This is a genomic window from Saccharothrix espanaensis DSM 44229, assembly GCF_000328705.1.
In the GTDB taxonomy this organism is placed as follows: domain Bacteria; phylum Actinomycetota; class Actinomycetes; order Mycobacteriales; family Pseudonocardiaceae; genus Actinosynnema; species Actinosynnema espanaense.
In genome coordinates this window covers 2,804,297-2,826,823 of sequence record NC_019673.1, presented here as the reverse complement: position 1 = coordinate 2,826,823, position 22,527 = coordinate 2,804,297, and the positions used below count along the sequence as shown (strand labels likewise).

General features: G+C 72.5%; 21 protein-coding genes and 1 pseudogene. 12 read left to right on the top strand and 10 right to left on the bottom strand.

What is annotated here, in order from left to right:
• Positions 1 to 23: 23 nt before the first annotated feature.
• Both BN6_RS12995 and BN6_RS12990 read right to left on the bottom strand, forming a co-directional pair.
• Entirely contained in the window at positions 24 to 1,853 is a 1,830-nt protein-coding gene (locus BN6_RS12995; protein ID WP_015100106.1) for a DNA/RNA non-specific endonuclease, read from the bottom strand.
• Between the two features lie 202 nt (positions 1,854 to 2,055).
• Positions 2,056 to 2,973, bottom strand: coding sequence for a hypothetical protein (locus BN6_RS12990; protein ID WP_015100105.1), 918 nt, complete (start codon positions 2,971 to 2,973; stop codon positions 2,056 to 2,058).
• 115 nt (positions 2,974 to 3,088) lie between these two features.
• Here BN6_RS12990 and BN6_RS45580 point away from each other — a divergent pair, with 115 nt between their 5' ends.
• Positions 3,089 to 3,313, top strand: a complete 225-nt coding sequence (locus BN6_RS45580) for a hypothetical protein (RefSeq protein ID WP_148302852.1) — start codon at positions 3,089 to 3,091, stop codon at positions 3,311 to 3,313.
• Here BN6_RS45580 and BN6_RS12980 read toward each other — a convergent pair.
• Positions 3,310 to 3,948, bottom strand: a complete 639-nt coding sequence (locus BN6_RS12980; RefSeq protein ID WP_015100104.1) for a response regulator — start codon at positions 3,946 to 3,948, stop codon at positions 3,310 to 3,312. The genes BN6_RS45580 and BN6_RS12980 overlap by 4 nt on opposite strands.
• The gene (locus BN6_RS49555; protein WP_015100103.1) at positions 3,945 to 5,015 is read right to left on the bottom strand and encodes a sensor histidine kinase; all 1,071 of its coding nucleotides are present in this window, start codon (positions 5,013 to 5,015) and stop codon (positions 3,945 to 3,947) included. The genes BN6_RS12980 and BN6_RS49555 overlap by 4 nt, the downstream gene beginning before the upstream one ends.
• Before the next feature lie 124 nt (positions 5,016 to 5,139).
• Between BN6_RS49555 and BN6_RS50185 the strand changes: the two genes are divergently transcribed.
• Positions 5,140 to 5,751 carry a hypothetical protein gene (locus tag BN6_RS50185; RefSeq protein ID WP_015100102.1) on the top strand — a complete coding sequence of 204 codons (612 nt, stop codon included), beginning with the start codon at positions 5,140 to 5,142 and terminating at the stop codon, positions 5,749 to 5,751.
• Positions 5,752 to 5,771: 20 nt separating this feature from the next.
• Here the strand turns inward: BN6_RS50185 and BN6_RS50180 are convergent.
• Both BN6_RS50180 and BN6_RS12965 read right to left on the bottom strand, forming a co-directional pair.
• Positions 5,772 to 6,131 (bottom strand): annotated as a pseudogene (locus BN6_RS50180) (hypothetical protein); the annotation flags it as partial.
• A 33-nt stretch (positions 6,132 to 6,164) separates the two neighbouring features.
• Positions 6,165 to 6,476: a hypothetical protein gene (locus BN6_RS12965; RefSeq protein WP_015100100.1), complete on the bottom strand. Its 312-nt coding sequence runs from the start codon at positions 6,474 to 6,476 to the stop codon at positions 6,165 to 6,167.
• 176 nt (positions 6,477 to 6,652) lie between these two features.
• Here BN6_RS12965 and BN6_RS46645 point away from each other — a divergent pair, with 176 nt between their 5' ends.
• The 4 genes from BN6_RS46645 to BN6_RS12945 all read left to right on the top strand — a co-directional run bounded on the left by BN6_RS46645 (position 6,653) and on the right by BN6_RS12945 (position 10,464).
• Positions 6,653 to 7,015 carry a type 1 periplasmic-binding domain-containing protein gene (locus BN6_RS46645; protein WP_015100099.1) on the top strand — a complete coding sequence of 121 codons (363 nt, stop codon included), beginning with the start codon at positions 6,653 to 6,655 and terminating at the stop codon, positions 7,013 to 7,015.
• Positions 7,016 to 7,548: 533 nt separating this feature from the next.
• The gene (locus BN6_RS46640) at positions 7,549 to 7,719 is read left to right on the top strand and encodes a hypothetical protein (RefSeq protein WP_158509381.1); all 171 of its coding nucleotides are present in this window, start codon (positions 7,549 to 7,551) and stop codon (positions 7,717 to 7,719) included.
• A gap of 43 nt (positions 7,720 to 7,762) precedes the next feature.
• Positions 7,763 to 9,274 carry an alkaline phosphatase D family protein gene (locus tag BN6_RS12950; protein ID WP_015100097.1) on the top strand — a complete coding sequence of 504 codons (1,512 nt, stop codon included), beginning with the start codon at positions 7,763 to 7,765 and terminating at the stop codon, positions 9,272 to 9,274.
• Positions 9,271 to 10,464 (top strand): hypothetical protein, encoded by a 1,194-nt coding sequence (locus tag BN6_RS12945; RefSeq protein ID WP_015100096.1) that lies wholly within the window; start codon positions 9,271 to 9,273, stop codon positions 10,462 to 10,464. Before BN6_RS12950 ends, BN6_RS12945 begins: the two co-directional genes overlap by 4 nt.
• A 37-nt stretch (positions 10,465 to 10,501) precedes the next feature.
• Here the strand turns inward: BN6_RS12945 and BN6_RS12940 are convergent, their stop codons facing one another.
• Both BN6_RS12940 and BN6_RS12935 read right to left on the bottom strand, forming a co-directional pair.
• On the bottom strand, positions 10,502 to 13,066 hold the full coding sequence (locus tag BN6_RS12940; RefSeq protein ID WP_015100095.1) for an NACHT domain-containing protein: 2,565 nt from the start codon (positions 13,064 to 13,066) through the stop codon (positions 10,502 to 10,504).
• Positions 13,066 to 13,461, bottom strand: coding sequence for an MmcQ/YjbR family DNA-binding protein (locus tag BN6_RS12935; protein ID WP_015100094.1), 396 nt, complete (start codon positions 13,459 to 13,461; stop codon positions 13,066 to 13,068). The genes BN6_RS12940 and BN6_RS12935 overlap by 1 nt, the downstream gene beginning before the upstream one ends.
• A gap of 91 nt (positions 13,462 to 13,552) precedes the next feature.
• On the opposite strand from BN6_RS12935, the gene BN6_RS41845 reads away from it, so the two are divergent.
• Positions 13,553 to 14,599: a LuxR C-terminal-related transcriptional regulator gene (locus BN6_RS41845; protein ID WP_148302849.1), complete on the top strand. Its 1,047-nt coding sequence runs from the start codon at positions 13,553 to 13,555 to the stop codon at positions 14,597 to 14,599.
• 179 nt (positions 14,600 to 14,778) lie between these two features.
• Positions 14,779 to 15,846 carry an epoxide hydrolase family protein gene (locus tag BN6_RS12925; RefSeq protein ID WP_015100092.1) on the top strand — a complete coding sequence of 356 codons (1,068 nt, stop codon included), beginning with the start codon at positions 14,779 to 14,781 and terminating at the stop codon, positions 15,844 to 15,846.
• A gap of 85 nt (positions 15,847 to 15,931) precedes the next feature.
• Here the strand turns inward: BN6_RS12925 and BN6_RS12920 are convergent, their stop codons facing one another.
• A complete protein-coding gene (locus BN6_RS12920; RefSeq protein ID WP_015100091.1) occupies positions 15,932 to 16,519 on the bottom strand; it encodes a LysE/ArgO family amino acid transporter in 588 nt (195 codons plus the stop codon).
• Between the two features lie 68 nt (positions 16,520 to 16,587).
• On the opposite strand from BN6_RS12920, the gene BN6_RS12915 reads away from it, so the two are divergent.
• On the top strand, positions 16,588 to 17,442 hold the full coding sequence (locus BN6_RS12915; RefSeq protein ID WP_015100090.1) for a LysR family transcriptional regulator ArgP: 855 nt from the start codon (positions 16,588 to 16,590) through the stop codon (positions 17,440 to 17,442).
• Between the two features lie 100 nt (positions 17,443 to 17,542).
• Here BN6_RS12915 and BN6_RS12910 read toward each other — a convergent pair whose 3' ends face one another.
• A complete protein-coding gene (locus BN6_RS12910; RefSeq protein ID WP_015100089.1) occupies positions 17,543 to 18,697 on the bottom strand; it encodes a saccharopine dehydrogenase family protein in 1,155 nt (384 codons plus the stop codon).
• Between the two features lie 184 nt (positions 18,698 to 18,881).
• Here BN6_RS12910 and BN6_RS12905 point away from each other — a divergent pair, with 184 nt between their 5' ends.
• The 3 genes from BN6_RS12905 to BN6_RS12895 all read left to right on the top strand — a co-directional run bounded on the left by BN6_RS12905 (position 18,882) and on the right by BN6_RS12895 (position 22,519).
• Positions 18,882 to 20,279 carry a CBM96 family carbohydrate-binding protein gene (locus BN6_RS12905; protein ID WP_015100088.1) on the top strand — a complete coding sequence of 466 codons (1,398 nt, stop codon included), beginning with the start codon at positions 18,882 to 18,884 and terminating at the stop codon, positions 20,277 to 20,279.
• A 69-nt stretch (positions 20,280 to 20,348) separates the two neighbouring features.
• Positions 20,349 to 21,560 (top strand): MFS transporter, encoded by a 1,212-nt coding sequence (locus BN6_RS12900; RefSeq protein WP_015100087.1) that lies wholly within the window; start codon positions 20,349 to 20,351, stop codon positions 21,558 to 21,560.
• A complete protein-coding gene (locus BN6_RS12895) occupies positions 21,557 to 22,519 on the top strand; it encodes a TolB-like translocation protein (RefSeq protein WP_015100086.1) in 963 nt (320 codons plus the stop codon). Before BN6_RS12900 ends, BN6_RS12895 begins: the two co-directional genes overlap by 4 nt.
• Positions 22,520 to 22,527 lie beyond the last annotated feature (8 nt).

Here is a 22,527-nt window from a genome sequence, read left to right as displayed (position 1 = left end):
TCGTGGGACGCGCGGGTCTGGTCTCACCACTCGATGGCGGACAGGTCGTCGAGCGGTCGGTGGTCGTCCAGCGATTCGGGGGCGGCCAGGGTGTCGGCCGCGTGCAGCGGTTGCGGGAAGGTGAAGCCGCAGCGCGCCTCGACATCGGTCAGCTTGACCTGGAACACCCGGAACTCGTCCAGTTCCAGCGCTTCCAGCTGGTTCAGGTTCTGGGTCAGCACGAACGCGCGGGCCTTGAGCACGCCCTGCTCCACGAACGCGACGACCTTCCAGTACTCCCGGGGCAGCCGCACGCCGCGGAACACCCGGTCGTCGGCCTGGAACACCGGGCCGCCGTAGACGCTGACCCTGAGGTCGTCCACCTCGACGTCGGCGAGCAGCGCCTCCTCCAGCCGGCCCCACAGGCCCTGCCGCGCGCTCTGGTTGAAGTCGTCCATCTGCGGGGTGATGTTGGTGAAGCAGAAGGAGTCCACATTGGCCTGTTCTGCCTCGGACCGGCTGCCCCACAACAGGTCGGCGCGCCGGGCCACGTGCCCCCGGTCGAGCCGGTTGCCCCTGTACAGGTCGTCGCCGACCTGGAACTGGGCCGGCAGGCGCGGGTCGAGGACGAACGGGATCCCGCTGCGGTTGATCGCCTTGAGGGTCTTGCCGTCGATGTTCCACGCCACCCAGAACGCGAACCGCCGGGACTTGCTCTGCGCCAGCGAGAAGTGCGTGTAGTCCACGACCTCCGTGCCGCCGACGACGACCGCGTCCGCCTTGGCCGCCGCGCCCAGCACCGGCAGGCCCACCGGCACGCCCAGGAAGTCCACCGCGAACCCGGACCTCTTCGGCTTCGCCTCGGGCCTGGGCGGCTTGAGCGTCACGCCGAGCTTCTCGAACACCGACTGCGGCAGGCAGGCCAGCGCGTGCTCGTCGGTGCTGCCGCCGGCCTCGCCGCCGAAGTGCAGGCCCGCCAACGTCTTGCCGGGCTTGCCGTTGGCGGACTTGAAGACCCACGCCGCGCCCGAGTCGCCGCCCATGCTGATCTCGCCGCCGGCGGTGGGCTTGGCCGGGTCGGGGCCGATCTCGAAGCAGCCGATCTCCTTGACGCCCGCCGCGCCGCCGTAGTCCAGCTTGACGATCGTGTCGACGCGGCGCACGACACCGTGCGTGACGCCGGTGGTCCGGCCGCTCTTGACGACCTTGTCGCCCAGTTCCGGCTCGCCGATCCGGTCCACCGACACGCCGAGTTCGACGATCTCGGCGGCGAACTCCCGCCCCTCGACGGTGGCGATGGCGCAGTCGCCGGCCGCGCCGAGGTGGGAGCGGACCAGCGTGCCCAGCCGGTTGCGCTCGACCCGGTTGTCGTCGTGCGGTCCGGGTTGGACGACCACCTCGCCGATCGCGCCGTCCGGGCCGTGCAGGACGTGCCAGTTGGACAGCACGTACGGCGTCCCGTCGACCTGGTCGTAGACGATGCAGCCGATGGTGCCCGCGGACACCTTCACGTGCCCGACGCTGACGCCCGGCGCGATCGGGTCGAGGCGGGCCTTGCGGTCGCCGGTGGTGCGCTCGGCGACGACCTGGAAGTTCGTCCGGTAGTCCCGTTCGAGCACGTCGGTCGGCACTACGACGCCGTCCACCACGATCGACTTCGGCAGCAGCTCGGTGCCCAGCGCACCCAGCGCCTCGGGCTCCGCCTTCTGCTTGACGGTGAACTGGACGGCGATCTCGTTGGTGGGCTTGCCGTTCTCGACCTTGTAGCCGATGCCGATCGAGGACACGTTGTCGTCGCGCAGGAAGTCCGCGCCCTTGGTGCGCACGAATCGCCGGAGCGATGCCAGCAGCGCTTCGTTCTTCTTCTTGGCCATGGAGCGCCCCCTGTATGCGCACGTCGGTGCCTTGCTGTCGACAACCCCCGGGCCGTCGTTAGCCGCCACCCGACCGGTTCACCCGTTCAGCCCTGAGCAGCCCGCCAAACGCGGACATGATCAAGGATGTCGAAGCGGGGCAACGGAAACATCAACAACCGGCGAACGCCGGGTGGCCGGCAGCGGGCCCTTCGACGGGGGGTCAGGCCGGGATGGTCACCGGGCGCTGCGGGTCGACCTTGGCGGGCGCGGACGTCTCGACGGCCATGGCGGCGGTGGCCAGTTCGGCGGCGTCGTCGCAGCCGGGCGCGCGCACCATCATCAACTGGTCGGCGTACTCGGGCTGCGGCCGGCCCGACGGACCCGTCCGCCACGTGTACTCGCAGCGGTCCCCGCCGTCGTACCGCATGGCCTGGCGGCCGGCGAGCACGACGGGCTCGTCCGGCTCGATGCTGCCGTGCACCCCGTACCTGATGCCCAGCAGGTACACCGCTTCCCAGCCGTCGCCGCCGTCGCGCTCCTTGGTGAGCTCGCGCGAGGACTGGCACTGGCCCAGGTTGCGGGAGTACCGGGTCGACAGGCCGGCGAGCCGATCACCCGCGACTCGTTTGAGCAGGTCGCACGTGTCCGGACGGGGCTCGGCGCGGGACACCGCCGCCGGGTCCCGCAGCGCGGCGATCGTCGCGCGGGCCGCCGTGGTGGGTTCCTCGCAGGCTCGCTCACCCTTGTCGGCCTTGGAGTGCGTGATGCCGAGGTCCGCCCCGACCAGCACGTAGACGTCACAGCCGTTGTAGGACTTGTGACGCGCCGCTTGGACGCCGTCGAGCACGAACGTCTCACGGCCGCTGCTGAACACCCGGTCGACGTGCGACCCCACCTCGACCAAGAGGGCATCCCGCGGACCGCCGATCCCGGCCCGGCAGAGGTGCGGTCCGGACCGCACGCCGGTGGCGGGGTCCAGCCCGCCGAGCGCACAGGCGTCCAGCGGCAGCAACGCCGCCGCCACCGCGAGGGGGTCGCGCCCGGTCGGATCGCGGTCCGGCGCGGACACCGGAGTGGACTCCGATGTCGTCGTGCAGGCGGCCAGCACCAGCAGAACCGTCAACAACACCGCTCGCATGGCATCACGCTAGGACAGCGCGGACGGACGTGAAGGCCATTCGACCCAAGTGGGCGCGGTCGGCGTCGAAGTGGCGGTGGTCGTTGCCGGTCCGGGCCTGGGTGTTGGCGGACTCGTGTTGCAGGGTGCGGGCGAGGCGTTCGGCTTCGCCGTGGGTCCAGGGGCGGCCGGGTTTCTCGGCGTCGGCGTGCGGCAGGTCGCCGGGACGGGGCGTTCGGGGCGGATGCCGGTGTGGCGGTGCGCCCGTGATCGGGTCGACCGCGGTCGGGGCGGGCTCGGCGCGGTTCACCCCGTCTTCAACCGACACGCCGCCAACAACCCGATCAGCCACTACAGCTAGAGGAGGCCGTGGTCTCGGGCGTAGAGGGCCGCCTGCGTTCGGTCTCGCAGGGCCAAACGGGTGAGGATGCGGGAGATGTGGTTCTTCACCGTGCCCTCGCTGACGTACAGGCGTCGGGCGATCTCGCGGTTGGTGCTGCCGCCCGCGACGAGCCTGAGCACCTCCACCTCGCGTTCGGTGAGCGCGTGGTCGATGGTCGGCGTCGGTGTGCTGCGGCTCAACGCCGCCGCGAGCCGGGCCGCCGCCGCCGGGTCGAACTGGGCGATGCCGTCGTGCGCCAGCAGGACGGCGGCGGCCAGTTCCCGGGCCGGGCGGTCCTTGAGCAGGTAGCCGCTCGCCCCGCCGCGCAGCGCGTGCACGACGTACTCCTCGTCGTCGAACGTGGTCAGCATGACGACCCGGCACGTCGGTGCCCGCCCGCGCAGCACGGCCAGCGCGTCGATCCCGTTCATCACCGGCATCCGCACGTCCATCAGCACCACGTCGGGCAGCAGCTCGACCGCGCGGTCCACCGCCGCGCGCCCGTCGCCGGCCGTGCCGACGACCCTGATCCCCGGCTGGATGCCCAGCAGCGAGGCGATGCTCTCCCGGATCAGCTGCTGGTCGTCCACCACCAGCACGCGCACGTCGTTCATGCCGGCCTCGGGATCGTGACGACCAGCCGGGTTCCGCCGCCGGCACCGCCGCGCACGTCGACCACGCCGCCGAGCTGCGCGACCCGCTCGCGCATCCCGGACAGCCCGAAGCCCTCTTGCCCCACCTCGAACCCGCGACCGTCGTCGACCACCTCCAGCCGCACATCCGCCAGTCCGCAATGGACAGTCACAGCGACGCTGGACGCCCGCGCGTGCCGCAGCGCGTTGGTGATCCCCTCCTGGGCCGCCCGGTAGACGGCGAACAGGACGGCGGGCTCGTGGCCGGTCTCGTCGCCGCGGCAGTCGAGCGCCACCTTCAGCCCCCGGGTCAGCTCCCCCAGCGCCGGCGCCAGCCGGAACGGTTCGCGCAGCGTGCGCACCGAACTGCGGACGTCCGCCAGCGCCCGGCGGGCCGACTCGCGCGCGTCCGCCAGTGCCCGGTCGGCCACGGCCGGGTCCCGGTCGCGGAACGCGGACGCCTTCTCCAGCAGCACGCTCACCGCCGTCAGGTGGTGCCCCAACCCGTCGTGGATGTCGCGCGCCACCCGGTTGCGCTCGGCCGCCGCCGAGAGCTCGGCCAGCCGCGCCCGGCCGCGCTGCTCCTCGACCGCGACCGCCGCCATGGCCACCGTGAGCACCAGCCCGACGGTGAACATCAGCAGGTCGGACACCTGCTCGACCTGCCGCGACCACCCCGGCGAGGTCACCTCGAAGGCCACCACGAGCAGCACCAGGCAGCCCAGCCCGAGCCCGACCGCGACCAGCCGGCCGAACACGAAGTACGCGCCGAACGGCACCAGCAACAGCAGCACCCGCGACATCCCGGACCCGTCCGCGGCGACCACCACGACCACCAGCGCCGCCCGTGCGGCGAGCAGCGCCGCGGCGGCCGTGAACGGGGTGCGCGCCGGGTAGCGGCGGCGCTCCAGCACGTCCACCAGGGCCAGCACCACCAGGCCGGCCACGAACTCCGGCCGCACCGCGCCGAGCCCGGTCAGCCCCGCGTAGCAGCCGGCGACCAGCACGACCCCGTACAGCAACGGGGACAACCACGGAACCGGGCGCACCAGCGCAGGCTACTCGGCGGCACGGCGCGGGCGGGGGTGCCGGACGGCACGTGCCCGACGGCACCCCCGACGCCGGCCGGTCGGCACTCCCGGCCGGCCGGGCCCCGCTCCTAGCGTCGCCACCATGACCTTCCTGCTGCGTTTCGGCGCCGTGTTCGGCGTCCTGTCCGGAGTCCTGATCGTGGTCACCGGGGCCGCCGAGGCGTTCGTCGGCGAGACCCTGCCCACCAGCCTCGCCGTCGGCCTCTCGCCGGCGCTGGCGCTGCCGCTGATCACCGCGCTGCACCTGGGCCAGGTCGACCGCACCGGCCGGTTCGGCTCGATCGCCTACGCGGTCAACGTGATCGGGCTCGGCCTGTTCGGCGCGGCGGCGTACTCGCTCAACGTCGTGCTGTTCCCGCTCGGCGTCGAGCCCGCCGCCCCGACCAGGCTGGTGCTGCTGGCCAGCGCGCTGGTGTTCGCCGTCGGCACCGTGCTGTTCGCCGTCGCGATGCTGCGGGCGAAGGTGCACCCGCGCGTGCCGGTGTGGACCTACGCCGTCGCGCTGCCCGCGTTGGCGATCGCCGCCCGCCTGCCCGACACCCCGCTGACCAGCGGCGTGCACGTGCTGGCGGGCGGCGCGCTGATCTGGCTGGCGGTCTCGGTGGCCGGGCGCCACCCGGCGAACGCCGCCACGTCGTCGGGTGCCGCGCCGGCCGCGAACGCCTCCTCGGTCGTCTCCTCGTCCGCCTCGTAGTCCACGACGATCCGCCACCGGCCGCCGAGCTTGCGGCAGAGCACGTGGAACCGGCCGTAGAACACCTTCGGCTCGCCGGCGCGGATCGCGTCGATCCGGAACAGCCCGCGTTCGCTCGCCGCGTCGGCGGACGCGAGCCGTTCGGCGAACCGGAACCGGATGTCGAGCGAGTCGCCGTTCGCGGCCACCCGGGCGAACCACTCGGCCATCTGCCGGGCGTAGTCGGCGTGGCCCAGGACGTTGCGGGCCGGGCCGCCGGCGCGGATCAGGTCCGGGCTGTGCACCGCCAGGAACGCCGCCGTGTCAAGACCTCGGTAAGCGCTGCGGAACGGCTCCCACACGTCGTGGTCGAGCTCCCGGAGCAAGGTCGCCGTGGACATCAGTCGCTGGTCTCCATGACACCGGGAGGCTGGTCACGACGAGGCGATCGCGTAACCGAGATATTCGAGCCCCAGCACGGCGAGGATCCCGACGTAGGGCACCAGGAAGCGCGGCGGCCGGGTGGAGCGGCCGGTCCGGCCGACCCACGTGCCCAGCAGCGCCACCAGCACCAGGACCGGCAGGCCGAGCAGGTTCAGCATCATCGGCAGCTGCCCGTAGGCGCACACGCCGGTGTTCGAGTCCTCGCAGCCGATGGTCGGCGTGAACGCGAACAGGCCGTAGAGGAACGCCGGCGGCGTCAGCAGCACCAGCAGGACCGTGCCCAGGACGGCGGCGGCTTTCATGACCGCACGTTAGCAGCGGACCGGCCCCGGACCAGGGCGTTTCGGTCGATCCGCGCGGGCGTGACGTGTTTTGCATCGTTGGAACAACGATGTACCTCCGGCCGGCGCGACTTCGGCTCGCGGTCACCCGCCGGGCCGGGCTGGTGCTGCGCGCGGTGCGGCGGCACGACTGAGACGTGCTGATCGAGCGGACCTCCGGCACCCGCGAGGTCGAGCGGGACGCGCTCGCCGCGCTGGCCACGCACCTGGTCGACGGTGCGATCGTGCGCCCGGAGCCGTTGCGGGAAAGGGACCTCGCCGCACTGCCGGCGGTGCTGCTCGGCGAGCACCACGTGGGCCTGCCCTTCGACCACGTCGGCATCGACAACACCGCCGCCCGTGCCGCCGTCGGGCACCTGGTCGGCCTGGGCCGGCGGCGGATCGCCGCGATCGGTGCGCACTCGCGACGCAGCACGTCCACGCATCCACTACAACGACGGGTTCGTGCTGCCGATCGCGTTGCCGCACGCGGCGCGCGTGACCGCCGCGCGACGCTATGACGGCGTGCTGAGCGTGACGTAGGAGCAGGCGGAAGGCGCGGTGGAGAGCGCGACCGCGCTGGCCATCAGCGAGCTGTCCGAAGTGGACGTCGGGATGCCGCGCGGGATCATGGACCAGTCGGCGTCGCTGCTCGCCCGCGAGGGCCACGCGCTGCTGCTTGTCGCGCACTCCCGTTCGACTTGGCATCGGCCGGACTGGAGTCGCTGGTGGTCGACACCCGCGCACGCACCGCCCGGTGGACGGCGAGTACGCGGCCCGGCGGACGCCGATGGCAGCAGTACCAGACGCGTCGACGCCGAACCACTCGGCCACATGCCGGGCGGTCCGCCGCTGGTCCTTTTGCCCGTTTCGCAGGGGTACTTCGGCTCAACGCACCCGCCAACCAAGACAACCCGGTGTACATGTGGAGGATGGCGTGCGCTCACCTTGAGCGTGTACGCATCTAGGAATGCGTCGATCAGCCGTCATCGCAGTCGCCGTCCTCCTGGTCCCAGCGCCACCGGCCGGCGCCACCGGGGTGACCCGTGACCCCGTGACGGTCGTCTACGCCCGTGACCACGCCTTGCCCCTGCTCAGCAACGGGGCCACCGACGACGGACCGACCCACCGGAGCACCTCCGCCGACCTGACTTCGTCCCGGGCGATCGCTCCGAGCTACGCCGACCAGGTCACCACCGACTGGCAGGCCCACGTCACCGCGTGAGGACAACGGTCGCGCGTTGTCCTGAGAAGGAGGCACACCGTCCATGTCCCCATTGACTCGGCGAACCCTGATCGCCGGCGGCATCGCCACCGCCGGCGTCTCGGTCCTCGCACCCACCACGGCCAACGCGGTCGCCTACCCCTTCACGCTCGGCGTTGCCTCCGGTGAGCCCTCGCCGGACGGGTTCGTGATCTGGACCCGGCTCGCACCCACCCCGCTCGCAGCGGACGGCCTGGGCGGCATGTCGAGCGCGAACGTCACCGTCGAGTGGCAGGTGGCGACCGACCAGCGGTTCACCCAGATCGCGCAATCCGGCACGGCCACCGCCGTGCAGGCGTGGGCGCACAGTGTGCACGTCGAGGTCGCTGGCCTCCAGCCAGGACGCGAGTACTACTACCGTTTCCGCGCGCTCGGCTTCCTCTCCGGTGCCGGTCGAGCGGTCACCGCGCCCGCACCCGGCACGTCTCCGGCGCTGACCATGCTGTTCACCTCGTGCTCGCACTACGAGGCGGGCTACTTCACCGCGTACCGGCGGATGGCGGAGGAGAACCCGCACCTGATCCTGCACCTGGGCGACTACATCTACGAGGGCGCGGCGTCCACCACCAACGTCCGCAAGCACGCGCCGACGGCGGAGATCTCCAGCCTCGCCAACTACCGCGTGCGGCACGCGCAGTACAAGACCGATGTGGATCTGCAGGCCGCGCACGCCGCCGCGCCGTGGCTGGTCGTGTGGGACGACCACGAGGTCGAGAACAACTACGCCAACCTCGTGCGCAACGACAGCTCCCCCACCGGCGACTTCAAGGCCCGGCGCGCGGCAGCGTACAAGGCGTACTACGAGCACATGCCGTTGCGACCCGCGCAGGTCCCGACGGCGGAGAACATGCAACTGCACCGCCGGATCCGGTGGGGTTCGCTGGCCACGTTCCACCTGCTCGACACCCGGCAGTACCGCGACGACCAGGCGTGCGGCGACGGCACGAAGGTGTGCCCGGAGGCGGACGTCCCGACCCGCACGCTGATCGGCAACGCCCAGGAGACGTGGCTGCTCAACGGGATGCGGGAGAAGCTCGGCACGTGGGACTTCCTCGGGCAGCAGGTGTTCTTCGCGCAGAAGCTCGCTTCGGCGGACGGCGCGCGGTCGATGGACGCCTGGGACGGCTACACCGCCAACCGCGACCGGCTCCAGCGCGGCTGGGACGCGGCGGGCCTGAAGAACACCGTCGTGCTGACCGGCGACGTGCACCGGTCGTGGGCGAGCAACCTGATGTTCAACTACACCACCCAGGACCGGGTCGTCGGCACCGAACTGGTGACCACGTCCATCACGTCCGGCGGTGACGGCAACGCGGCCGACAACGGCCTGTCCGCGCTCAACCCGCACGTCAAGTTCTACAAGAACCTGCGCGGATACGTCAGGACCGTCACCACGCCGAGCCAGGTCGCGGTGGACTTCCGTTGCGTGGACAAGGTGACCGTGCGGGACTACCCGGTCAAGACGGTGCAGAGCTATGTCGTCCAGGCAGGCAACCCCGGATTGCAGGCGCCATGAAGAAGATCATCGCACTGGCCGTCGCGCTGATGCTCGTCACGACGGGCACCGCGTCCGCTGCGGTCGCGTGGACCACCGCGAACTCGACCGCCACCGGAGACCAGGACAACGCCGCGGTGTCCGCCGTGCGCAACGGCTTCACGGCGGTGGTGTGGGAGGACGACCGCGACACCGCGAACCCCGGTGACGCGCTGCACAGCGACGTCTGGATCCGGCTGTTCGAGGACGGCCTCTCCCGGTACGAGAAGAAGCTGTCGGCCGGTGGCACCGGGAACTGGACGCACGTGCAGCCCGACGTGTCGCTGCACGACGACGGCAGCGCGGTCGTCGTGTGGTCGGAAGACCCGGACGGCAACGGTTTCTACAACATCGCCGTGCGGGTAGTGCGCACTGACGGCACGATCGCCGGTTCCACCACGGCGAACACGTCGTCCGACGGTCAGCAGAGCGTCGCGGCGGTGGCCGCCGACCCGGACAGCGCGGGTTTCGCGGTTGTGTGGGAGGACAAGCAGTCCACCACCAACGCGACCGTGCGGGTGGCGGGCTTCTCGTCGGTGACGGCGAAGACCTACGAGGCCCAGGTGCACGCGAACGGCGGCACGCACCAGCGGCCGGACGTGGCCATGGGCGCGGCGGGCAACGCGATCGTCGTGTGGGACGAGGACGGTGACGGCAACGGGTTCTTCAACGTCGCCCGCAAGGCCCTCACCCCGGCCGGTGGCGTGAAGCTGGCGCAGGCCGCGGTGAACGCCGCCGGCGGCGGGCAGCAGCGGCACGCGTCGGTGGCGGCGAACTTCAACGGCGATTTCGTGGTCGGGTGGGAGACCGACCACACCGGGGCGCTCCAGACCGCGGTCCGGTCCTTCAGCGCCAACGGAACCGCCGGGTCCACTGTGGACACATTGGTGGCCGGGTCCGATCCGCAGGTGGGCATCGACGACCAGCGCGCCGCGGTGGTCACGTCCGTGGTCGCCTCGGACGTCGTCACGCAGGGCCTCAACCCGGACGGCTCGGTCGAGGGCCGGTTGCCGCGCCAGAACACCGTGCAGACGGCGACGGGGCGGCAGGACGAGGCCGCGCTGGGCGTGGACGCGTGGGGCCTGATCACCGTCGTCTACACCGACGACAACGACGGCAACGGTTTCGACCAGGTCTACCTCGGGACCGGGTGGCAGAACAGCACGTGGTGAGCCGGGCGCGGCGCGTCCTCGCGAGGGGCGCGCCGCGTCACACCGGCACGACCGAAATCATCTGCTCCGGCCTCTCGCCGTCGTACGCCCCACCCGCCACGACCATCGGCAGGTACCCGTGGGCGTGCCGGAACTCCTCGACCATCGCGAAGTACCACAGGCGGTCCGGCGGCACGCCGTCGACCACTGGAACCAGCCGGTGGTCGACCAGCCAGTCGAACCCGGTGGCCGGGTCGATCCCGTAGTCCTCCCGCAGCCGCCCCAGCAGCCATGCCGTGAACGGCCGGACCACCCCGGGGATGGGTGGCCCCGGCCAGGTGGCGAGATCCAGGAGCACCGGCACCGGTTCCGCGTCGTCCGCAACAGCCTTGGCTGCCAGCACGTGGGCCACTTCCAGCAGCACCGACGACGTCTCGGCGGCCGGCCCGCACACCACCAGCCTGGTCCCGCTGCTGTCCAGCTCCTGCGACGGACTCGCGGACACCCGGAAGCGCCGGGAAAGATCCAGCAGTCTCGGGCAGTCGGCCGGGCGCGCGCCGAGCCGCCGCACCACCCGTTCCAGCACCTGATCGCGCGACTCAGCGCTCGGCCCGCCCCGCACCCGGCCGTCCACCAGGTCCACCGCCCTCAAGTGGTCGCGCAGCACCAGGTGCGGAAACCGGAACGCTCGGCCGTCAGCGGTGACCAGACCGCACGCGGCGGCTGTGCGGAGGAAGCGCCGGGTGCGCCACGGCAACATCCCCGCCCACGCCGTCACCGAACTCCACCACCACCCGCGCAACAGCACGCTGGTCAAGCTCGCGAGCGGGTAGCCGGCGAGGAGGCCGATCAGCAGACCGACCAAGGGCGCCACAACCGGGCCCGACGCCGGCGCACCGACCACGGTCGCGAGGCCGACCGCCACCGCTCCCGCCGCCGAGGCCACCATCGGTGCCCATCGTCCGATCCGGTGAACCCGCCCGGCTCCCGGCCGGACACCGCCCGCAGAGGCGTCCACCACGGCGCGACAGCAGATCGCGCACAGCCCACCGGCGACGAACGCCACGTCGAACCCCTCAGGCGCGAGCGAGAGCAGGAAGCCCACTGCGGCCGCGATCACGACCACGACCACGTATGTCGTGATGATCAGCTTCGGCAAGGATACGCGGTGACTGAGCGCGGCCGACACGATGAACACGGTCCCGGTGTAGAACGCCAGGGCGGGCAGGACCAACTCCGGCACCACCGCGGCGGCGGCCGCCAACACCGCGACCGCCAACCCGATCACCACGCCCAGCGCCAGTCCGCCCAGCGCTCCGGTGATCCGGCGGGTCGTGCTCCGCACGGGGTCGACCGCGTGGCGCGTGGGCCACGCGCCGGCCCGATGCCACCCGAGCACCCACGCGAACCCGGCGACGAGCAGGGTCGACAGCAGCCCGGTCGACAGCCCGCGGGACAGCGCAAGCGGCAGCGCGGCCCCGGCTGCCAGGATTCCGGCGACGAGGGTGGGGGTCACCCACCGCCGCACGGCGAGCGCCACCTCGTTCGGCAGTGAAGTGGCCTTCGCGCCGGGTCTGGTCGGGGCCGTGCGCGGGTCGTCGGTCCGTTCCGCGACCCGGACCAGCAGACCGATCCCGCGCAGCAGCCGGTCCTGCTCGGCCGCGCTCCCGCCACGTCGGCCGAGCAGTTCGGCGACGTAGGCGTCCAGCAGACCGCGGCCCGACCCGGTTGGGTGCGCGGTGCGTGCCACGCGCAGCCAGAGCGGGGTGTCGACCAGGTCGTGAAAGCCCGGACCGATGGCCCGTTCTACCTGGTCGGATGTCAACGGTTCGACGGTCACCGTCCGCGCGAGCGCCGGTAGCGCGCCCTCACCCGTGCGGCAGGTGACGACCAGTGGTGGCGCGGCGGGGTCGGCGGCCAGTTCGTCGATCGCCTTCACGCACGCCCTGCGCAGGTCGGCGCGCACCTCGTCCAGCCCGTCCAGCAACAGCACCAACTGTCGCTGTCGCAACCACGCCCGTGCCACGTCCGGCAGCAGGCCGTACCGCGTCCGGGCCTGGGCCAGCAGCCAGTCCAGCAGCGCCGGCGGCTCGTCCGGTCCCTTGCGGCGCAGCGAAACCCGGCGGCGACGGCCCCAGCCGGCCAGCGACAGCACCGCCGGCACGGGCTGGGGCACGCGGTGGGCGCGTTCGGCGCGCCGGACCAGGACGCGCGCCAGCCGCAGCAACTCGGTGCTCTTGCCGGCCCCGGCCGCGCCGAGCACCAGCAGCGACTCGTCCACGTCGTACGCGGCCACCAACGAGTCCGAAACCTCATCACCCGAACGCAGGGACAGCGTCAGCGGCTGGACGGAGGCGAACTCCTCCCGCAGCGCCGCCGCCACGTGCTCGCCCGACCGGCTCAACGCCCGTGCCCGGTCGCGCGGTGTCGCCTCGGGCGCGCCGCCCAGCAACGACCACGTCCCGCGCTGGCGGCGCAGTTCGACGGCGGTCAGCGCGAGCGCGACGGCCACCCAGACCACCCACAGCCACCACGGTGGCGAATCGCCGGTGACCAGGTTGGTGAGCAGCCCGACGAGCACCGTCAGCCAGGTGCCCGCGACGACGAGGGGTAATCGGCGCATCAGTCGTCGAGGGTCGCCTGGAACTGCTTGGCCAGCCGTTTCGGGGCCTTGCACAGCCACGCCTCGGTGATCAGCTCGGCCAGCTCGGGCACGTCGACCCGGTCCAGCCGGACCAGCACGGCGGCGTACCCGTCGAGGTGCGGGATGGTGAAGTAGACGTCCGGGTCGTCGACCACCAGGGCGTCCTTCACCCCGAGGTCGGGGACGCTCGCGCCGAGCACCGGGCCGTCCGGGGCGGCCGCGCCGAGGGCCGCGAGGTCGCCGCGCCGCAGCGGCCGGTCCCAGGCGAACAGCTTGTCCTTCACCCGCCAGGCGGGCAGCCCGTCGTAGGACGGGCGCTCGGTGACTTCGGGCAGCGCCGTCGCGAGTCGGCGCACGTCGTCCCAGGTGGCCATGCCGAACGATAACCCGCTGCGGGCGGTTGCGTGTTTGTGCAACGCGGTCTTCGCGCTTGCCCCGCGAACGGGCCGGCCGGTTGAGTGTCGGGTGTCGAGCACGGGGGGTCACGGCATGGCGGCGGGTCCGGCGGGGTTGGCGAGGGGTGCGGCGATCCCGCTCCTGTGGCGGTGGGGCCTGTCCCCGGACGCCGACCTGGTCTACCGCGCGCTGGCCACGTTCGGGGCCCGGTCGCTGCCCGCGCTCGCGGCGGACCTGGGGCTGCCGGTGCGCCGGGCGCGGGCCGCGCTGGAGGAACTGCTGGCGGTGCGGGCGGCGGTCGCGCCGCGCCGGAGAGCGGGGGCGTGGGAGCCCGTCGCGCCCGCCGCCGTGCTCCGCGAGCTGCGCCGGCGTCGGCCGACGGTGGTCGACCTGGGCGAGTACGCGCGACGACACCGCGCGGTGGTCGGGGCGGCGTTGCCGAGGGTGGCCGGTCTGCGGGCGATCCACCTGGCCGACCGCGCCACGACCCGGCGGCGGATCGCCGAGCTGAACGCCGTGGAGCGGCGCGAGCACCTGTCGCTGAACCCGGAGCGCTCGTTCACGCCGGACGCCGTGCGGGCCGCGCTGCCGCTGGACCGGCAGTTGCTGGCGCGCGGCATCGAGGTGCGCACGTGCGGCGTGCCGCCGGAGGACGGCGACCGGGCCCGGGGAACCGTGCGCGAGGCGGGGTGGGACTACCGGGAGCTGCCGGACGTGCCGCTCAAGCTGATGGTCTTCGACCGCCGGGTGGCGCTGCTCCCGGCCGACCCGCTCGACCTCGACGCGGGCACGCTGGAACTCGACGACCCGGCCGTGGTGGACGCGCTCGTCGGCCTGTTCGAACGGCTGTGGTCCACGGCCGAGGACCCGCGGAGGGGCGGCGTGTCGCCGATCGAGCTGACATCCCGCGAGCAGGCCGTGCTGGGCCTGCTCGCCGAGGGCCACACGGACTCGTCCGCGGCGCAGCAGCTGGGCATCAGCCAGCGCACCATCGCGTACACGATGCGGGCGCTGATGGACCGGGTGGGCGTGGAGAACCGGTTCCAGCTCGGGTTGGCGCTCGGCGCCACCCGGGTCGTCGGGCCGCTGCCGGACGTGCCGGCGGACCCGGCGTAGCGCTTCCGCGCGGCGGACGAGCTGTCGAGGGGTCGGCTCGTCCCCGGTCGCGGAAACCGCCGGTCGTGCCGCGGGGCGCACGACCGGCGTCCCCCGCGGTCCGGAATTATTCGTTGGCAGGGCCAACGACAACGGCTACTGTTGGTCTCACCAACATTGGTGAGACCAACGGAGTCGTCATGATCGAGCCGTTCACGCTGGACATCCCCCAGGCCGACCTGGACGACCTGCGCGACCGCCTGGCCCGCACCCGCTGGCCGGAGGAGGAACCCGGCGAGGGCTACGGCCAGCCGCTGGCCCGGACCCGTGAGCTGGCCGCGCGCTGGCAGGCGTTCGACTGGCGGGCGCAGGAGGCCGCGCTCAACCAGTGGCCGCAGTTCACCACCGCGATCGACGGCCAGCGGGTGCACTTCCTGCACGTCCGCTCGCCCCGCGCGGACGCCCTGCCGCTGGTGCTGACCCACGGCTGGCCCAGTTCCGTGCTCGACTTCCTCGACGTCATCGAGCCGCTGTCCCGGGACTTCCACCTGGTCATCCCGTCCATCCCGGGCTTCGGCCCGGCCGGCCCGACCCACGACCGGGGCTGGAGCGTCGACCGGGTCGCCCGCGCGTGGGCCGTGCTGATGCAGCGGCTGGGGTATGACCGGTACGGCGCGCAGGGCGGCGATTTCGGTTCCGGGATCTCCCTGGCGCTGGGCGCGATCGCCCCGGAGAAGGTGGTCGGCGTGCACGTGAACTACCTGCCCACGCCCCCGCCCGCGAGCACCGAGGGACTCTCGCCGCAAGACGTCGACCGCGTCGGGGCGATCCGGCGGTTCCTCGCGCAGCGCCCCGGCTACCAGGTGATGCACTCGACCCGACCGCAGACCGTGGCCTACGGGATCACCGACTCGCCGGCGGGCCTGCTCGGCTGGGTGGGCGACCGGTTCGACGCGTGGAAGGACCCGGAGTCCGGGCTCGACGACGACCGGCTGATCGCGACCGTGGCGCTGTACTGGCTGACCCGCACCGCCGGGTCCGCGCTCCGGCTCGCCCGCGAATCCACCCCCGGCGGCCCCCCGTGCCCCGTGCCGCTCGGGGTGGCGGTGTTCGCCCGGGACATCATCCTGTCGGCGCGGGGCGTCGTGGAGCAGACCTACGACGTGCGGCGGTGGACGGAGTTCGACCGCGGCGGCCACTTCCCCGCGATGGAAACCCCGGACCTGCTCGTGGCCGACGTGCGCGCGTTCTTCGCCGATCTCGGCTGAGGGGGTCGAGGACGCGCCGTCACCGCGGCTCGTCGGGGCGGGACGCGTAGCCGGCGAACTCCTCGTGCACGGCCGCGCCGGGCCGTCAGCCGAGGGCGAGCGACACCCCGGTGGCCGTCACGACGACCGCCACCACGCCGTCGAGCACCCGCCACGCCGACGGGCGGGTGAACACACCCGACAACCGCCGCGCTCCGAACCCGAGCGCGGTGAACCACAGCACGCTGCCGGCCATCGCGCCCAGACCGAACCACCAGCGGTCGCCGCCGAACGAGGTCGACGCGGTGCCCAGCAGCACCACCGTGTCCAGGTAGACGTGCGGGTTCAGCCACGTCAACGCCAGGCACGTGACGATCGCCGCCGACGCCGCGCCGCCGACCCGCAGCGCCGTCGGCCGCAGCATCCGCCGCACCGCGAGCACCCCGTAGCCGATCAGGAACGCCGCGCCGAACCAGCGCACGGCGGTCAACGCCGGCGGCCACGCGGTGAGCACCGTGCCGACCCCGCCGACGCCCAACGCGATGAGCAGCGCGTCGGACACCGCGCAGATCGCCACGATCGCCACGACTTGTTGGCGCAGAACACCTTGTCGCAGCACGAGGGCGTTCTGGGCACCGATGACCACGATCAGGGACAGCCCGGTCCCGAGTCCGGCGAGCACCGCGTACGTCATGCCACCACGCTAGGAACCGAGCGGCGATAAGCCCAGCTACAGTTCCTTACGTATCATCAGCGCTCGTGATGCTTGATCCGGAGTCGGTGCGCACCCTGCTGGCGGTCGTGGACGAGGGCACGTTCGACGCCGCGGCCAAGGCGCTGCACGTCACGCCCTCAGCGGTCAGCCAACGCATCAAAGCCCTCGAACAACGCACCGGACGGGTGCTGCTGGTCCGCGCGAAACCCGCGCGCCTGACCGAATCCGGCACGGTCATCGCCCGCTACGGCCGCCAACTCGCGCTGCTGGAACAGGACGCGTTCGCCGGCCTCGGTCTTGTCGAACGCCCGACGCCCGTGCAGGTGGCGGTCAACGCCGACTCGCTGTCGACGTGGTTCCGGGCCGTGGTCAAGGAACTCGCGCACGACGACGACATCGTGCTGGGCCTGCTGCGCGACGACCAGGACCACACCGCGGAGTCGCTGCGCCAGGGCCTGGTGGTGGCCGCCGTGACGTCGTCGCCGCACCCCGTGCAGGGGTGCCGCGTCCGGCCGTTGGGCAGCATGAGGTACCACGCCGTGGCGGCTCGCGCGTTCGCGAAACGGTGGCAGGGCAAGCCGTTGTCGGACCTGCCGGTGGTGGTGTTCGACGAGAAGGACGACCTGCAGGACGCGTTCTGCCGCTCGGTGACCGGCCACCCCGCGTCCGCGCACCGCCACCTCCTGCCCGACGGCCCGGTGTTCGAGGACGCCGTGGCCGCCGGCGCGGGCTGGGCCCTGCTCAGCGAACACCAGGTGAAGCGTCACCGCCGCCTGGTCCACCTGCACCCGGACCACCCGGTCGACGTGCCGCTGTACTGGCAGCAGTGGAAGCTCGACTCACCGCCGCTGCAACGCGTCGCCGACGTCGTCTTCCGCGCGGCACAACGGGAACTGCACTAGGGCGTGTCCGCAGGAAGGCTGTTCTTCACGACCCCGTTCAGCCCCGAGCCGCCCCGGGCCAAGGCCGGTCATGACCCCGGCGGACACGCCCCAGCCTTCGTCAGCGCACCTCGAACCGGATGCCCGCCGCCACCAGGCGGGAGGTCAGCGCGTCGCCCATCGCCACCGCCGTCGTCACCTGTCCCCGCGTCTCGGGCAGGTGGTCGAAAGCCAGGCACAGCGCGGATTCCCCGAGCATCTTCGCCGTCTCGTCGTAGCCCGGGTCACCGCCGGACACCTCGGTCACCACCCGCTGCCCACCGCCCTCGCCGAAGAACCGCACCCGGAACCACGACCGGGCGCGTTCCGCCGCCGACGGGCCCTCCCCCGGCTTCCGGCGCTCCAGCAACCACTTCCGGGCCGGCGGGAGCTGCGCCAGGGCGACCAGCGCGCCCACCCCGCCGACCAGGCCGGCGGCCACCGGCAGCCGGCGCACCGCGATGTGGTGGCGGTAGCGGAAGTCCGGGCCGTACCGGTCCAGCGCCGCCGCCGACCGCAGCACCACCTGGGGGTCGATCGTCGGCGCGGGCAGCACCCACGCCCCGACCCGGCGGTCGTACCGGGGCGGTCCGACCCGGCCGCGCACGACCCGGCCCGCCGGCCGGCCTTCCGCGCGCCGGCGCTCGCGGGCCGCGTCGGCCGACGACCGGAGCCGGGAGAACGCCGTCACCGCCGAGTGGAACGTGCCGCCGGAGAAGGTCGCGGACGCGCTGACGAACCCCTCCAGCGAGATCGGCACGCCCTCGGGCAGCCGCCGCACGGTGAAGTACGCGCCGAGGTCGTACGGGATCGAGTCGAACCCGCAGGAGTGCACCAGTCGCGCGCCGCTCGCCACGGCCGTCGAGTGGTGGCGCAGGTAGGTCCGGTCCACGAACTCGGGCTCGCCGCACAGGTCGACGTAGTCCGTCCCGGCCCGCGCGCACGCCGCCACCAGGCCGTCGCCGTGCTCGACGTAGGGCCCGACCGTCGTAGCGACGACCCGCGCCGACTCGGCGACCGCCCGCAGCGACCGGTCGTCGGCGACGTCGGCGACCAGCAGGTCCAACGCGCCCGCCGCGGGGGAGATCGCGGCCAACCGCTCGCGCACCGCGGCGAGCTTCGCCCGGTTGCGCCCGGCCAACGCCCACCTGGTGCCCTCCGGCGCGTGCGCGGCCAGGTAGGCCGCGGTCAGCCCGCCGGTGAACCCGGTGGCCCCGAACAGCACAACGTCGTACATCCGCCGCCTTCCCGAGACTCCGTCACGTAGTTCAACGACCGCAAGTATGCGGAGTAACGCAGCGGGTAACGGCGTTTGTCCGCCGTTCACCACCCTGCCGCCGGGCGATCACTCCACCGTGCCCACACGTCCCTACCGTCTGCGAGGCCCTTGTCCCGTACATCAGGAAGCGAAGGGTTACGGCATGCCAGGTCGCAGGGCCCCCATCGCGGTGGTCGCCGTCGGCGTCTTCATCGCGACCACCCTCACCATCGTTGCCTCGTCCGACAACGCACCCGCCGCGTCGGCCGCCACCACCACCTTCACCCCGTCCGCGGACACCTACGTCGACAACTCCGCGACCGGCACGAACTACGGTGCGTCCGGTCAGCTCGGCGTGGACAACTCGCCGGTCAAACGCCTGTTCCTCAAGTTCGGCGTGTCGGGCGTGTCCGGCACGGTCACCAGCGCCAAGGTGCGGGTGCACACCGACGACGTCTCGGGTTCGCAGAGCCCCAACGGCGGCACGTTCAGGTCGATGACCGACACCACGTGGTCGGAGACCGGTGTCACCTGGAACAACCAGCCGGCGATCGACGGCGGCACGCTCGGCTCACTCGGCTCGGTGTCCCGCAACGCCTGGTACGAGGTCGACGTGACCTCCTACGTCACGGGCAACGGCACGTTCAGCTTCGGCGTCACCTCGTCCAGCGGCGACGGGGCCGACTACGACTCGCGGGAGACCGGCGCGACCGCTCCGCAGCTAGTGGTCACCACCGGCACGACGGCGACGACCACCACCACGCCGCCGCAGTCCGGCGACCCGGTGTTCGTCGGCGCGGGCGACATCTCGAACTCCGGTTCGGGCGACAGCGCGACCGCCGCGCTGCTGGACAACATCCCCGGCACCGTCTGGACGACCGGCGACAACGTCTACGACAACGGCACCACGAGCGAGTTCACCAACTACTACAACCCGACGTGGGGCAGGCACAAGGCCCGCACCCGGCCGTCGCCGGGCAACCACGACTACAACACCAGCGGCGCGACCGGCTACTACGGCTACTTCGGCGCGCAGGCCGGCCCGTCCGGTCAGGGCTACTACTCGTTCGACCTGGGCAACTGGCACATCGTCTCGTTGAACTCCAACGTCTCGATGTCGGCGGGCTCGGCCCAGGAAACGTGGCTGCGCAACGACCTGGCGGCCAGCAGCAAGCCGTGCACGGCGGCGTACTGGCACCACCCGCTGTTCACCTCGGGCGCGAACCACGCCCCGTCGACGTCGACGCGCCCGCTGTTCCAGGCCCTGTACGACTACAACGCCGACGTGGTGCTGTTCGGCCACAACCACCAGTACGAGCGCTTCGCGCCGCAGAACCCGAGCGGCGCGCTCGACAACACCCGGGGCATCCGCACGTTCGTCGCGGGCATGGGCGGCGCCAGCCACTACAGCTTCGGCACCATCAAGCCCAACAGCGAGGTCCGCAACAGCGACACCTACGGCGTGCTGAAGCTGACGTTGCACAGCACCAGCTTCGACTGGCAGTTCGTGCCCGAAGCGGGCAAGTCCTTCACCGACAGCGGCACCACCGCCTGTCACTGATCCCGGCCGCCGCACCCGGTCCCCCGACCGGGTGCGGCACCCCGCGCGCCTGGAAAGGAAGGTCCTGCCGTGTACCTGTCCACCATCGACCGCCCCAAGTCCGGCGGCTGGAAGGGCGTCAGCGCCAACGTCGTCGCGCTCGGCGCGGTCAGCCTGGTCACCGACGTCTCCTCCGAGATGGTCACCGCCGTCCTGCCGCTCTACCTCGTCATCGGCCTCCAGCTCAGCCCGGCCGCGTACGGCGTGATCGACGGCGTCTACACCGGGGCCACCACGCTGCTGCGGCTGGTCGGCGGCTACCTGGCCGACCGGACCACCAAGCGCAAAGCCGTGGCGGGCCTGGGGTACGGCCTGTCCGCGGTCGCCAAGCTCGGCCTGCTCGCGGCCGGCACGTCCACCGCGCTGCTGGGCGCGGTGATCACCGCCGACCGGGCGGGCAAGGGGCTGCGCACCGCGCCCCGGGACGCGCTGATCACGCTGTCCACGCCGGCCGGCGACCTCGGGCGGGCGTTCGGCGTGCACCGGGCGATGGACGGGGTCGGCGCGTTCATCGGGCCGCTGGTGGCGTTGGCGGTGCTCGCGGCGGCGGCCGAGTCGTTCGACGCGGTGTTCGTCACCAGCTTCTGCATCGCCGCACTGGGGGTGGTGATCCTGGTGATGTTCGTGCGCGACCACCGCTCGGCCGTGCCGGCGGCTCCGATCCGGCCGTCGGCGGTGACGGGGCTGTTGCGGGACAAGGGCGTCCGCCGGCTGGTGCTGGCGGCGTCCGTGCTGGGGCTGGCGACCATCGGCGACGGGTTCGTGTACCTGCTGCTGCAGAAGCGGGAGGGGCTGGCGATCGGCTGGTTCCCGCTGCTCGCGGTCGGCACCAGCCTGGTCTACCTGCTGCTGGCCGCGCCGCTGGGCGCACTGGCCGACCGGGTGGGCCGGCTGCCCGTGGTGCTGGGCGGGTACGGCGCGCTGATCGCGGTGTACCTGCTGATCTTCGGGCCGCTCGGCGGGTGGCCGCTGGTGGTCGCGGTGCTGGTGCTGTACGGGGTCTTCTACGCCGCCACCGACGGCGTGCTGATGGCCCTGGCCGGACCGCAGTTGCCGGAGCGGTTGCGCACCACCGGGATCGCGTTGATCCAAAGTGGACAGGCGCTGGCGTACCTCGGGTCGTCGGTGCTGTTCGGGCTCGCCTGGCAGTTCTGGGGGCCGGAGACCGCCACCCGACTGGCCGCCTTCGGGGTGGCCCTCGCACTCGCCGCCACCGCCGCACTGTTGGGACGCCGCCCGTGAGCACGCTGTCGACCCGCGCCCGCATCGCCGTGACCGCCGCCGCGGCCCTCCTGCTGGGCGGCGTCGCGGTCGGCTACACCGCGCTGTCCGCCACCCCCGAACCCGACATCGAGTCCGGCACCGTCTCCGGCCCGCGCCTCCAAGTGCTCAGCAACGGCAGGCTGTCGGCCGTGTCAAGCACCGACCCGTCCGGGCCGCGCGAGGTGACCGAGGAGCGGTGCGACCGCGCGTACACCGCCGGCGGGACGACCGCGTGCCTGCGGCCGGTGAGCGCGTTGAAGGCCGGCGAACTGGCCGTGCTGGACTCGTCACGGCGCGAGCTCAAGACGGTGCCGCTGATCGGCTTCCCGAACCGGGCGCGGGTCTCGGCCAGCGGCCGGATGGTGGCGTGGACGCTGTTCGTGGACGGCCACTCCTACGCGGCCAACGGTTTCTCCACCAGCACCGGCATCCTCGACACGAAGTCCGGCGCACTGGTGACGTCACTGGAGGACTTCGCGTCCTTTGTGGACGGAAGGGCGGTACAGGCGGCCGACCGCAACTACTGGGGTGTCACCTTCACCGCCGACGACAACCGCTTCTACGCCACCATGTCGACCGGCGGGCACCGCTACCTGATGGCGGGCGACTTCGCGGCGCGGACCGTGACAGCGCTGGCCGAGAACGTCGAGTGCCCGTCGCTGTCGCCGGACGGCAAGCGGATCGCGTACAAGGCGGCGGTCAACGGCGACCCGCAGCAGGGGTGGCGGCTGTCGACCATGGACCTGGCGACGCTGGCCGTCACGCCGCTGGCGGAGACGCGGAGCGTGGACGACCAGCCCGCATGGCTGGACGAGAACACCATCGCGTACGGCATGCAGCGCAGCGACGGCGTGAACGACGTCTGGACCGTGCCCGCCGACGCCACCGGCACGCCGAGCGTCCTGGTCCAGGAAGCGAACTCGCCCGCACCCCTGTGACCCCGGAG

Excerpts from the sequence above, each read along its gene's own strand:
- BN6_RS12995 (WP_015100106.1), bottom strand. The coding sequence starts at position 1,853 with ATGGCCAAGAAGAAGAACGAAGCGCTGCTGGCATCGCTCCGGCGATTC.
- BN6_RS12990 (WP_015100105.1), bottom strand. The coding sequence starts at position 2,973 with ATGCGAGCGGTGTTGTTGACGGTTCTGCTGGTGCTGGCCGCCTGCACG.
- BN6_RS12980 (WP_015100104.1), bottom strand. The coding sequence starts at position 3,948 with ATGAACGACGTGCGCGTGCTGGTGGTGGACGACCAGCAGCTGATCCGG.
- BN6_RS50185 (WP_015100102.1), top strand. The coding sequence starts at position 5,140 with ATGACCTTCCTGCTGCGTTTCGGCGCCGTGTTCGGCGTCCTGTCCGGA.
- BN6_RS12965 (WP_015100100.1), bottom strand. The coding sequence starts at position 6,476 with ATGAAAGCCGCCGCCGTCCTGGGCACGGTCCTGCTGGTGCTGCTGACG.
- BN6_RS12950 (WP_015100097.1), top strand. The coding sequence starts at position 7,763 with ATGTCCCCATTGACTCGGCGAACCCTGATCGCCGGCGGCATCGCCACC.
- BN6_RS12945 (WP_015100096.1), top strand. The coding sequence starts at position 9,271 with ATGAAGAAGATCATCGCACTGGCCGTCGCGCTGATGCTCGTCACGACG.
- BN6_RS12940 (WP_015100095.1), bottom strand. The coding sequence starts at position 13,066 with ATGCGCCGATTACCCCTCGTCGTCGCGGGCACCTGGCTGACGGTGCTC.
- BN6_RS12935 (WP_015100094.1), bottom strand. The coding sequence starts at position 13,461 with ATGGCCACCTGGGACGACGTGCGCCGACTCGCGACGGCGCTGCCCGAA.
- BN6_RS12925 (WP_015100092.1), top strand. The coding sequence starts at position 14,779 with ATGATCGAGCCGTTCACGCTGGACATCCCCCAGGCCGACCTGGACGAC.
- BN6_RS12920 (WP_015100091.1), bottom strand. The coding sequence starts at position 16,519 with ATGACGTACGCGGTGCTCGCCGGACTCGGGACCGGGCTGTCCCTGATC.
- BN6_RS12915 (WP_015100090.1), top strand. The coding sequence starts at position 16,588 with ATGCTTGATCCGGAGTCGGTGCGCACCCTGCTGGCGGTCGTGGACGAG.
- BN6_RS12910 (WP_015100089.1), bottom strand. The coding sequence starts at position 18,697 with ATGTACGACGTTGTGCTGTTCGGGGCCACCGGGTTCACCGGCGGGCTG.
- BN6_RS12905 (WP_015100088.1), top strand. The coding sequence starts at position 18,882 with ATGCCAGGTCGCAGGGCCCCCATCGCGGTGGTCGCCGTCGGCGTCTTC.